Origin of the sequence: Candidatus Poriferisodalis sp. (assembly GCF_965203655.1) — a bacterium.
In the GTDB taxonomy this organism is placed as follows: Bacteria; Actinomycetota; Acidimicrobiia; order Acidimicrobiales; family Poriferisodalaceae; genus Poriferisodalis.
In genome coordinates this window covers 1-11,255 of sequence record NZ_CBDBDD010000007.1, presented here as the reverse complement: position 1 = coordinate 11,255, position 11,255 = coordinate 1, and the positions used below count along the sequence as shown (strand labels likewise).

At 66.1% G+C, this 11,255-nt stretch carries 10 protein-coding genes and 1 pseudogene; 6 read left to right on the top strand and 5 right to left on the bottom strand.

What is annotated here, in order from left to right:
* Positions 1–64: 64 nt before the first annotated feature.
* The 3 genes from ACOGW9_RS08270 (at position 65) to ACOGW9_RS08260 (ending at position 3,027) form a co-directional block, all read left to right on the top strand.
* A complete protein-coding gene (locus ACOGW9_RS08270; protein ID WP_419910176.1) occupies positions 65–610 on the top strand; it encodes a hypothetical protein in 546 nt (181 codons plus the stop codon).
* 6 nt (positions 611–616) lie between these two features.
* Complete coding sequence (locus tag ACOGW9_RS08265) at positions 617–1,588, top strand: hypothetical protein (protein WP_419910174.1); 972 nt, start codon at positions 617–619, stop codon at positions 1,586–1,588.
* A 440-nt stretch (positions 1,589–2,028) separates the two neighbouring features.
* Positions 2,029–3,027, top strand: coding sequence for a DCC1-like thiol-disulfide oxidoreductase family protein (locus ACOGW9_RS08260; protein ID WP_419910172.1), 999 nt, complete (start codon positions 2,029–2,031; stop codon positions 3,025–3,027).
* Here ACOGW9_RS08260 and ACOGW9_RS08255 read toward each other — a convergent pair whose 3' ends face one another.
* Genes ACOGW9_RS08255 through ACOGW9_RS08245 form a run of 3 tightly spaced genes read right to left on the bottom strand, consistent with a single transcriptional unit; the run spans position 3,028 to position 5,956 of the window.
* Positions 3,028–4,227 carry a CaiB/BaiF CoA transferase family protein gene (locus ACOGW9_RS08255; protein WP_419910170.1) on the bottom strand — a complete coding sequence of 400 codons (1,200 nt, stop codon included), beginning with the start codon at positions 4,225–4,227 and terminating at the stop codon, positions 3,028–3,030.
* Positions 4,185–4,394, bottom strand: coding sequence for an acyl-CoA carboxylase subunit epsilon (locus tag ACOGW9_RS08250; protein ID WP_419910168.1), 210 nt, complete (start codon positions 4,392–4,394; stop codon positions 4,185–4,187). Before ACOGW9_RS08250 ends, ACOGW9_RS08255 begins: the two co-directional genes overlap by 43 nt.
* A gap of 20 nt (positions 4,395–4,414) precedes the next feature.
* A complete protein-coding gene (locus ACOGW9_RS08245) occupies positions 4,415–5,956 on the bottom strand; it encodes an acyl-CoA carboxylase subunit beta (RefSeq protein ID WP_419910302.1) in 1,542 nt (513 codons plus the stop codon).
* A gap of 332 nt (positions 5,957–6,288) precedes the next feature.
* Here ACOGW9_RS08245 and ACOGW9_RS08240 point away from each other — a divergent pair, with 332 nt between their 5' ends.
* Both ACOGW9_RS08240 and ACOGW9_RS08235 read left to right on the top strand, forming a co-directional pair.
* Positions 6,289–6,498 carry a hypothetical protein gene (locus tag ACOGW9_RS08240; protein ID WP_419910166.1) on the top strand — a complete coding sequence of 70 codons (210 nt, stop codon included), beginning with the start codon at positions 6,289–6,291 and terminating at the stop codon, positions 6,496–6,498.
* 79 nt (positions 6,499–6,577) lie between these two features.
* Positions 6,578–6,937, top strand: coding sequence for a VOC family protein (locus ACOGW9_RS08235; RefSeq protein ID WP_419855087.1), 360 nt, complete (start codon positions 6,578–6,580; stop codon positions 6,935–6,937).
* A 33-nt stretch (positions 6,938–6,970) separates the two neighbouring features.
* Here ACOGW9_RS08235 and ACOGW9_RS08230 read toward each other — a convergent pair whose 3' ends face one another.
* Positions 6,971–7,891 carry a 5'-3' exonuclease gene (locus tag ACOGW9_RS08230; protein WP_419855086.1) on the bottom strand — a complete coding sequence of 307 codons (921 nt, stop codon included), beginning with the start codon at positions 7,889–7,891 and terminating at the stop codon, positions 6,971–6,973.
* Between the two features lie 158 nt (positions 7,892–8,049).
* Between ACOGW9_RS08230 and ACOGW9_RS08225 the strand changes: the two genes are divergently transcribed.
* A complete protein-coding gene (locus tag ACOGW9_RS08225; RefSeq protein ID WP_419855085.1) occupies positions 8,050–9,588 on the top strand; it encodes an AMP-binding protein in 1,539 nt (512 codons plus the stop codon).
* Between the two features lie 19 nt (positions 9,589–9,607).
* Here ACOGW9_RS08225 and ACOGW9_RS08220 read toward each other — a convergent pair.
* Positions 9,608–11,123, bottom strand: a pseudogene (locus tag ACOGW9_RS08220) (trimethylamine methyltransferase family protein).
* Between the last annotated feature and the right edge of the window lie 132 nt (positions 11,124–11,255).

The window sequence follows — 11,255 nt, the reverse complement described above, 5'->3', positions numbered from 1 at the left end:
CGCGCCACGCTGATGTCTTGCACGCAACGCCGACGACAACACCCGCCGGAGACCTGAGGATCCTGTGACCGGCACCGCCTCACGCATCAGGCGCCGCCGTCGGTGGAAGCTGCTCGTTCCGGCGTTCTTCGTCCTCTATCTCGCCATGATCCCGCTCAACGGAGTCATCGAGGATGACCACTCTGAGGTCTTCCCCTTTTTCAGGTGGAAGCTGTTCGCGAACATCCCCGACTGGCAGACAACCGAGTTCGGGCTGGTCATCGACGCGATCGACGGTGAGCCAGCCGAAGACGGCTTCTACCTGATCCCGAGCACCGACATCAGGGACTGGAAGGTGCTGAGCAGCACTGCTTGGGCGTGCCGCCGGGGCGATCCCTGCGACGGCACGGTCTCCGACGTGCTGGTACCGATCGTGCGGCGAACGCTCGGAGATCGCAGCATCGACTTCAGCATCATCGAAGCCGAAGTCGACCTGGGTGATGTTCGGGACGGTGTCGACGATCTCGCGGACGGAACCGCTCTCAGGACCGACTTCTACCGGCCGGTCAGCGTCATCGGCCGCTGGAACACCGACACCGGCCGGATCGAGCCGTCCGCGGAATCGGAGTAGACGGCCGTGCGCGCCACGGCGCCGATGCGTCGGATCCGCAAGTCAGTACTGCAGGTCGGTGAAGCCGAGCGACGCTCGGAGGCTGAGTTGAGGGCGGCAGCCACCGGTGTGATCATGCTCGGCCGCTTCTACTACCTCTTCCTCGCCTTCAACATCGGCACCTCAGGACTGCAGTTCGCCCATGCCTACATGGGGCAGCCGCCCACGGCGCCGCTGTGGCCCATCGACGCCGTGGGTTGGCTGACCGGATCAGGGTGGTTCGAACACGACCGCGTCGTCACGGTGATTGGGCTGCTGTTTGCCATCGGGGCTGCGGGCTTCCCCCGGCTGTTGCTGTGGCGTCTTGGCAGCTTCGCCTACCTGCTGGTGCACGTGGCGCTCGCCAATTCCTACGGTGCCATCAATCACGGCTCGCACATCATGCTCTTCGTCGGCTTCGCGCTGCTGTTCCTGCCGGGCCGCGACGAGGGACGCCTCATGGCACGCAAGAGCGTGCTCCGCTGTCTCGCGGTCTTGTGGTTTGCGCAGGGCCTGATTCTGCTGTCGTACACGCTGTCGGGCTTCTGGAAGCTCTGGCATAGCCGCCTCGAGGTGTTCTCGACTGACGCGATGTCGAGAATCCTGCTGGATCGGGCGCTGCTCGAAGCAGACAACATCCCGCTCTTGCTGCCGTTCGTGGCGCAGCACAACTGGTTGGCGCAGTCGATGTGGTGGCTCACGCTCTACATCGAAGTCTTCGCGCTGCTGGTGGTGTTCCGGCCCCACCTGCACCGGCCGTTCGGCGCGGCGCTGATGCTGTTCCACATCACCAGCGATTGGCTCATGAACATCTCGTTCTCGCTCAACATCGTCATGCTGGGACTGTTCCTGCTGCTGTCGCCGTTGGCCCCTGATCGGTTCTCGCTGCCGGCAACCGTGCGTTCGCTGCCGCTCGTGGGCATACCGTTCCGTCTCATGCAGCGGCGGAATGCTCTTTGACATCTACTGACGACTCGACTGCTGCGATGAAGGAAACAGACAGTGGACGCTTGCGTACCGGCAAGCATCTGCACCGAGCGACAAGGGCGCGACTGCGCAAATTTCGCAGGTCTGTGTTGAATCTGCGCACGACCGAGCGACGGTCGCCGTCTGACTTGATATCAGCCACGACCAGAGTCATGTGGCTCGCAAGAGTCTTCTATCTCTATGTTGCATGGCTCATTGCCGTTTCCTCGCTGAGATTTACTCAGGCATACACGGGCACAGCTCCGCATGCTCCGCTCTGGCCGATTCGCATATTTGAGTGGTTGCTGAACCCGGCGTGGTTCACACATGCGACGGCGTTTACGGCTGCAGGAGTCTTGTTTGCGCTGTGGTCCGCCATATCTCATCGAACTGCCCTGCCCAGATTGGGGACATTTCTCTATGTCCTGCTGCAGGTGGCACTCAGCAACTCATACGGAGCCATCAATCACGGCCTGCATGTTCTGTTGTTCACCAGTTTCGCTCTCATCTTTTTGCCCACAGGCAGCGAGCGACGGCAGTCGACGTATCGCAGGGCTACTCGAATTCTGACCGTATTCTGGTTTGCACAAGCTCTCGTCCTGTTGCCATACACGCTGTCCGGGATTCAGAAGCTCTACTTCAGCGGTCTCGATGCACTGTCTCCCAGCGCCCTGACGCGCACTGCGCTCAATCGGGCACTAGATCAGCTTGGCGACATACCTCCGGCCCTGCCGTTTGTCGTGCGATGGGAACTCTTGAGCTACGTGATGTGGCTGGGGCTACTCTACGTTCAAGTAACGGCCTTGCTGGTTGTATTCCGCCCCCGGTTGCATCGTCTGTATGGGATCTCGTTGATCCTCTTCCATCTATTGAGCGGTTGGACACTCAGGATTTTCAACGAATACAGTATTTTCCTGTTGGGTCTCTTCTTCTTGCTGTCTCCTCTTGCTCCTGACCGGTTCTCGTTGTCGGGGACCGTGCGCTCGCTGCCGCTCGTGGGCATACCGTTCCGTCTCATGCAGCGGCGGCAGCGGTCGCAACGGCCTCAGGAGACGGATCGGGTCTGGTTGGTGTACGACGGCGAGTGCCCGATGTGCAACAACTACGCCCAGTACTTGCGGCTGCAGGAAACTGTGGGCGAATTCGTGCTGGTCGATGCGCGCCAGGGCGGCCCGATCGTCGACGAGGTCCGGCGGCTGCCGCACGATCTGAATGACGGGATGGTGGTGAGGATCGGCGACCGGCACTTCGTCGGTCATGAAGCGCTCAACGTGCTCGCGCTGCTGTCCACCGACCATGGTGCTTTCAACAAGTTCAACCGGCTGGCGTTCAGCTCGCCGCTGATCTCGCGCTTCACGTACCCGCTGATGAAGGCCGGGCGTTGGGTGTTGCTCAAGCTGAAGGGCGTGGCGCCGATTTCGTCCGACGGCTGATCAGGGGTCGGGCCAGGGGTCGGCGTCGTCACCGATGTCGGCGAGGCAGTTGTTGTCGGCGCCTTCATTGCGGCCGGTCCAGCGGACTTGACCGGGTGTGGCGCTCAGGCGGGCGATCACGTTCTGCTGCATGAGGCCGTCGACCTCTACGAACACTTCGCGGGATGTGGCGTGCGGGTCGTCTGCCAGCTGGCTCATGTCCAGCACCGGGGCTGCGGCTGCCTGGGCGTTGTCGAATGCCTCGACTGCCTCAGCCAGCGTGCGCTGTGACACCCAGTCGGCCATTGCCTCGTCCAACTCGGCGCGATGGGCCATGCGGCCCTCGAAGGAGGTGAAGCGCTCGTCGTCGCCGATGCCGATCATCTCCATGACCCGTGCAGCGACCGAGTCGGTGGAGCTGCTGACAGCCAGCCATCTGCCGTCGGACGCCTGGTAGGTGCCGCGGGGGACGCTGTAGGGAATGCCTGATCCGAGGCGGGGCTGCAGGTAGCCCTCGGTATGCCATGCGGTCATGAGCGGACCCATCGCCTGAGACATGGATTCGAGCAGGTTCACGTCGACGACTTGGCCGACGCCGCTGCGCAGGGCCACCATCGCCGCGAACGCTCCGGCCAGTCCGGCGATCTCGTCGGTGAGCGCCACCGGCGGCAGCAGCGGCGCGCCGTCGGCCTCGCCATTCATCGAAGCGAAGCCGCTCATCGCCTCGGCGAGCGTCGCGAAGCCCGGCCGGTCGCGGTACGGGCCGTCCTGGCCGAAGCCGGTCAGCCGCACCACCACCAGCTTCGGGTTGGCTTCGATCAGCTCGTCGGGCACCAGGCCGAGCGCTTCGAGCTTGCCGGGCCGGAAGTTCTCCACCAGCACATCGGCGACGGCCAGCAGCCGGCGCAGCAGCGAGAGGTCGTCGGGCGCCTTGAGGTCGAGCGTGACGCAGCGCTTATTGCGGTTGACGAGCCGCCACCACAGGGTCTCGCCCCGTGCGTCGCGCCATCCCATGTTGCGGACGGTGTCGCCGCCCGGGCGCTCCACCTTGATGACATCAGCGCCGAAGTCGGCCAGGTAACGGGCACAGTGCGGCCCCGCGAAGACCGACGACAGATCGACGACCCTCAAGCCGTCGAGCGGCATGGCCGCAGCGGGGTTCGGGCCTGCGAGCACGGCTAGCGGTAGCGGACCGCCGGCCAGGAGACGGGGGCGTGCCATGGACGGCCGCTGAAACGCCACTTGCTGGGCGGAGAGGCGTGCGCAGCGGCGGGGACCGGGCGCGGCCACAGCAGCTCGAGCGCGGCCACGATCGCGGCTGTCTCTTCGGGCGTGGCCGCAGGCGTCGTGCGAATCTGCGCCGAGTCGAAGCGCGGGTGATCCGTCACTGCCTCAACCTGTGACTCCGTCACAGTGGCACGTTGCCGTGCTTGCGGCGGGGCAGCTCTTCTCGTTTGGCGCCGATCAGCTCGAACGCGGCGATGACCTTCTGGCGGGTCTCTGCGGGGTCGATGACCGCGTCCACGATGCCCCGCTCGGCAGCGATGTAGGGATTCGCGTACTTGCGGCTGTACTCGTCGACCAAATCGGCCTTGCGGGTGTCTGGGTCGGCCGCCTGCTGCAGCTCGCGCCGGTACAGGATCTCCACCGCGCCCTGCGGGCCCATCACGGCCAGCTCGGCCGTGGGCCACGCGAAGCTGACATCGCAGCCGACCGACTTCGAGTCCATGACCACATAGGCGCCGCCGTAGGCCTTGCGGGTGATGACCTGCACCCGCGGCACGGTGGCCTCGCAGTAGGCGTAGAGCAGCTTGGCACCGTGGCGGATGATGCCGCCGTGCTCCTGGTCGACTCCGGGCAGGAAGCCGGGCACGTCCACGAAGGTGAGCAGCGGGATGTTGAAAGCGTCGCAGAAGCGCACGAACCGGGCGGCCTTCTCGGACGACTCGATGTCGAGCACGCCGGCCATCACCATGGGCTGGTTGCCGACCACGCCCACCGAGCGGCCACCGAGCCGGGCGAAGCCGCACACGATCGAACCGGCCCACGCGGCGTGGTACTCGAAGAACTCGCCGTCGTCGACGACCTCGGAGATCACCTGCTTCATGTCGTAGGGCACGTTGGGACTCTGCGGCATGAGGTCGCGCAGCGAGGTGCACGAGCGGTCGGGCTCGTCGGTGGGCTCGACATCGGGCGGCGCGTCCAGATTGTTGGACGGCAGGAACGACAGCAGGTAGCGCACGTCGTCGAGCACGGCCTTCTCGTCGGCTGCTACGAACGTCGCCACGCCCGACTTGGTGCTGTGGGAGCCGGCACCGCCGAGCTCCTCGAGCGTGACGTCTTCGCCGGTGACGGTCTTCACCACGTCGGGCCCGGTGATGAACATGTGGCTGGAGTCGCGCACCATGAAGATGAAGTCGGTCATGGCGGGCGAGTAGACGGCGCCGCCGGCGCACGGCCCCATGATCACACTGATCTGCGGGATGACACCCGAGGCCAGCACGTTGCGGCGGAAGATGCCGCCGTAGCCCGCCAGCGAGACCACGCCTTCCTGGATGCGGGCGCCGGCGCCGTCGTTGAGGCCGATGATCGGCGCGCCGACCGACTCGGCGAGGTCCATGACCTTGTGGGTCTTCTCGGCGAACACCTCGCCGAGGGCACCGCCGAACACGGTGAAGTCCTGGCTGGCCACGAACACCTTGCGACCGTCGATATTGCCCCAGCCGGTGATGATGCCGTCGGTGTAGGGGCGCTCGTCGAGGCCCACGTCGTGCGCCCGGTGGCGAGCCAGCATGTCGAGCTCGTGGAAGGAGCCCTCGTCGAAGAGATACTCGATGCGCTCGCGGGCGAGCATCTTGCCCTTGTCGTGCTGGCGCTGGACGGCCCGCTCCGGACCGGCGTTCAGCGCCTCGTCCCGGCGCCGGGCCAGCTCCTCCAAGCGTTGGTCCATGGTCGGCTCAGACATTCATCAGAGCCTAGGAGAAAGGCTTCCGCCGATCCCAGAGAAGCCCGGCTCATTCGCAGGGGACTGCGATCTCTCAGGCAGCGCATATCTGGCGCATCCACTAATCGCTCAGCCAAACCAAGCGCTTCACCCTTGAGGGCTGCGATGCGATACGCATGGAGTCGAGATTGGCGACCGAGAGTCATGAAATAGGGTCATCACCGAGTTCGGGCGCGACATTGCTCGGCCAGACCAGGGAGGATGCGGTGACAGGTGAGTCTCGCGGGGCGGCAAGTTTCAGGCGGGAGACGTGGCGCACAGCTCAGACGCTGGCAGTCGTGGCATCGGCACTGTGCGCCGCAGGCCTGATCCCAGCACTCCTCGGCACGATTTTCGCTGCGACTGACACGCGCGCCTACGGCACGACCGAATGGGATGCGGTGGTGCTCCTGCTCGGGCTCGGCGTGGTCGCGGTGCTGTTTGTCGGCATGTTGATGTGTGTCATCGCGGCAGCCGCCTGCAGGGCTGCTGCGGAGAATGCACGCTGATCGCTCTTCGCGTGCCGACGCATAGCCGAGCATGCATCGTCGACGGACGTCGGTGAGGGGGCGGGCCTAAGCTGCGGGCATGGAACTGGGGCCCGTGCATCACGTATCGATCAACTGCGCCGATGTGGATGCAGCGGCGCCGTTCTACACCGAGATCTTGGGCATGAAGCAGCTCGACCGGCCCGACCTCGGCTTCAACGGACGCTGGCTGCAGACACCTGGCGGCGGTGAGGTGCACCTCATCGAAGTGGCCGACTGGGTGCCGCCGAAGGGCCAGCACTGGGCGTTCAAGGTGGACGACATCGATGCCACGGTGGCTGAGCTGCGCGACGCCGGCGTGAAGGTCAAGGACCCAGTGGCGCTGCCGGGTATGACCGCCCGCCAGACGTTCTTCTTCGACCCGGCCGGCAACATGATCGAGCTGAACCAGCCCGCCTGAGCCCAGCCTCGCTTCAACTCCGGTGAGCCTCGACTACATGTCCGCGCGGTAGGCCGCGAGGTTCATCACCCGGTCGAACAGGTTCTCGGCGCCGATCCGTTCGCAGAGTTCTTCGAAACCCCGATGCGGGCCGCGCCAGGCCATCTCGTCGACGCTGTCTGACACTGGCGCATCGGTACGCACCGTGGCGATGCGGCGGAACAGCAGGGCGAGATCACGCTCGCCGGCGAGCGTTGCAGCGAGACCGGCCGCGCCCCGGACCTTCGGCGCCCAGTCGTCGTGCGAGTCGGGGATGTTCTCGATGTGGCCGTAGTGCGACAGCATCACCGATGTGGACTTGGCGCCCCAGCCCCGGAGGCCCGGAAATCCGTCCGCGTTGTCGCCGACCAAGCCCAGGTAGTCGGGTATCGACTCAGGCCTGACGCCGAACTTCGCCTCGACGCCCGCCACGTCGATCACCTCGTCGGCCCGGCGGTCCCACTGGACGACCTTGCCGCCGACGCACTGGCCCAAGTCCTTGTCGGGCGTGCAGATGAGCACCTGCCGGACACGCTCGTCGTCGGCAGCCATCGCGGCGCCCGCCGCCATGGCGTCGTCGGCTTCGAACTCGATCATCGGCCACACGGCTACGCCCAGCAGCCGCAGCGCTTCCTCAGTGGGATGGAACTGCGACAGCAGGTCGGGCTCGATCCCCGAGCCGTCCTTGTACCCGGTCCACAGGTCGTTGCGGAACGACTCCACGACATGGTCGGTCGCGACAGCTACGTGCGTAGCGCCTCCCTCGAGCAACATCACGATGTTGCCGAGCACACCCCGCAGCGCCCCGACCTCGCTGCCGTCGGCCGCCTTGCGGCTGGGCACCGCGAAGAAGTGGCGGAACAGCTCGTAGGTGCCGTCGATCAGGTGAACATCGACCTGGCCGGCGGCGGACGGCGCTCCCGCTGATCCTTCCATGGCCGCGACCCTAGGAGGCCGCTCAGCCTCCGCAGGGCACTGCCGCGGCAGCCCGCTCTAGAGTTGGCGCGGCCGATCCGCCGGGAGACACCTCCGGCGGGGCACCGCACACCACGGCGACCGCCGCGTACGACAACCCATGATCCCGAGGGGACGACATGAAGGTTCCGTTTACTGTTTCCGACTTCCTGTACCGGGCCGAGAACGTGTACCCGGACCGGGTGGCGCTGGCCGACGAACCCGAAGCGCCTGGCGGCGGGCTCGGGGAGATCACCTACGCCCAGTTCGGCGACCTCGTACGGGCCCAGGCAGCCAAGCTGGACCAGCTCGGCATCTCCCACGGCGAGCGGGTGGCGATGGTGTCGCAGAACGCCGGCCGGCTGATGACGTCGTTCTATGGCGTGTCGGGCTACGGCCGCATCTTCGTGCCGATCAACTTCCGGCTCAGCCACGACGAGATCAGCTACATCATCGATCACTGCGGCGCCACGATGCTGCTGGTGGACCCCTCCATGGAGGACACCTGCAAGGACATCGACGTGGAGCACTTCGTGGTAATGGGCACCGACGCCGACGACCAGATGTATGCGCCGGGCACCGAGCCGGCGCCGTGGACGCCCGACGAGGACGTCACCGCCACCATCAACTACACCTCGGGCACCACCGCCCGCCCCAAGGGCGTGCAGCAGACCCACCGGGCGCTGTGGCTGAACGCCACCACCTTCGGCTGGCACTCGGGCGTGAGCGACCGTGACGTGTACCTGCACACGCTGCCGATGTTCCACTGCAACGGCTGGGGCATGCCCTATGCCGTCACCGGCATGGGCGGCAAGCACGTGGTGCAGCGCGAGGTGCGCGGCCCCGAGATCCTGAAGCGCATCGACCAGCACGGCGTGACGCTGATGTGCGGCGCGCCTGCGGTGGTGGCCGCCGTGCTGGATGCAGCGGCCGAGTGGGAAGGACCCATTCCTGGCAGCGGACGGGTGCGGATGGTGGTGGCGGGCGCCCCGCCGCCCACGCGCACCATCGCCCGGATGGAGACCGAGCTGGGCTGGGAGTTCATCCAGATCTACGGCCTCACCGAGACGGCGCCGCTGCTGACCATGAACCGCTGCCGGCCCGAATGGGACGACTTCGAGCCCGACGAGAAGGCTCGCAAGCTGAGCCGGGCCGGCGCACCGGCCATCGGCGTGAAGATCGACGTGGACAACCAGGGCGAGATCCTGGCCCGGGCGAACGTGGTGCTCGAGGGCTACTGGTGCCAGCCCGAGGCGACCTCGGAGGCGATCGTGGACGGCTGGTTCCACACCGGCGACGGCGGCTCGATGGACGACGAGCACCACGTGACCATCTCGGACCGCAAGAAGGACGTGATCATCTCCGGCGGCGAGAACGTGTCGTCCATCGAGGTGGAAGACGTGCTGTTCAGCCATCCCGCGGTGACCGAGGTGGCAGTGATCGGCGTGCCCGACGAGAAGTGGGGCGAGACCATCAAGGCCCTCGTGGTCGTCGACACCGCAGCCGATGCCGTGACCGATCGTGATCTCATCGACTTCTGCCGGGACCGGATGGCGCACTTCAAGTGCCCCACCAGCGTCGAGTTCCGCGAGGAGCTGGCCCGCACGGCCACGGGCAAGCTGCAGAAGTTCAAGCTCCGTGCCCCGTACTGGGAGGGCATGGAGAAGCAGATCAACTAGCGCGCCACCGCTGCGACAGCTAGAGAGGTTCGACGCCGCCTTCTGAGCGGCGGCGCTCTACGAAGTCAGTGAGCTCGGCGCGGATGGCGTCGTCCATCGGCGGTTCTTCGTAGTCGGCGAGCAGCTGCTTCCAGATGCGGTTGGCCCGCTGGGTGGCGTCGAGCGCGCCGTCCTCGTACCACGTCTCGAAGTTGCGCCAGTCCGACAGCATCGGCTCGTAGAACGCCGTGTTGTAGCGCTCGAGCGTGTGGGCGGCACCGAAGAAGTGGTTCGCCGGGCCCACCTCGGCGATGGCATCGACCGCCAGGGAGGCATCGTCGATGACGGCGGGCTGCAGCATCGCCCGGATCATCTGGATCATCTCGGCGTCGATGATCACCTTCTCATACGAGGCGCACAGCCCGCCCTCGATCCAGCCGAGGCCGTGCAGCACGTAGTTGATGCCCCCGACGATGCACGCCCACAGCGACATCTGCGACTCGTAGGCGGCTTGGACGTCGGGGGCGTTGGAGGCGTTCGCGTTCGAGGCCCGCAGCGGCAAGCCATAACGGCGCGCCAGCTGGCCGCTGATGATGGTGGCCTTCGCATACTCGGGCGTGCCGAACGCCGGCGCTCCCGATCGCATGTCGACGTTGGACGTGAAGCTGCCGTAGACGACCGGGACGCCGGGGTTCACGAGCTGCGACAGGGTGATGCCCGCGAGCGCCTCGGCGTTCTGCAGGGTGAGCGCGCCGGCGATCGTGACGGGCGCCATCGCTCCCGCCAGCGTGAACGGCGTGTACACCACCGGCTGGCCGTGGCGGGCGAGCTCGATGGCGCCCTCGAGCATCGGCTTGTCGTACACGAGCGGCGAATTTGCATTCACCACGGTGTGGATGGACGGCTCGCGCAGCAATGTCTGATGGTCGATGCCGCGGGCGATGCGGGCGATCTCGATGGCGTCGCTGACACGTGCGCGTCCCAGCGAGTAGCAGAACCCGGGCTTGGTCGACAGGGTGTACATCGCCGACACCGCGTCCAGGTGGCGGGTGCGCACCTCGAGGTCGATCGGCTCGACGGAGTGACCGGTGCACGCGTCTGCGGCGTCGAGCGACTGCTGCAGGCGCAGCATGTTGCAGTAGTCCACGTAGTTGCCGGTGACCCGGCCACGATCGAGATCGGACACGTTCGGTGGGCTGCCCACCATGCCGAAGACCACCCAGTCGGCCCCGAACTTGGACACTGTTGGCGGGGTCGCGCGCGTGCAGGGTGAACTGCGACGGTGCGAGCGCCACCTGCTCGACGACCATCTCGGGATCAAACCGCACCCGCACGCCGTCGTCGGATGTCGCACCTGCCGCGCACAGGATCTGCACTGCTTCGGGCAGCAGGAAGTTCATGCCCGTCTCGGACAGCACCCGCAGGGACGCCTCGTGGATGCGCTCCACCTCGTCGGCGCTGATGAGCTCGAGCGGCGTGAACGTGTTGCGTGCCTGCTGCTGAGGCGCCGCTGCAGCGGGGGCTGCGGCCTGGCGTCTACGACCTCGACGCGTCATCGTCGCTACGTCGCTGTCGAACCGTACCTGTCACGATTGGGATCACCAATCGAACCGTACGGACCTGTACGGATCACGTCAACAAGAGGCTGAGCCTGCAGGCGAAGCCGTGGCCCGAGCGGAGCGAACAAG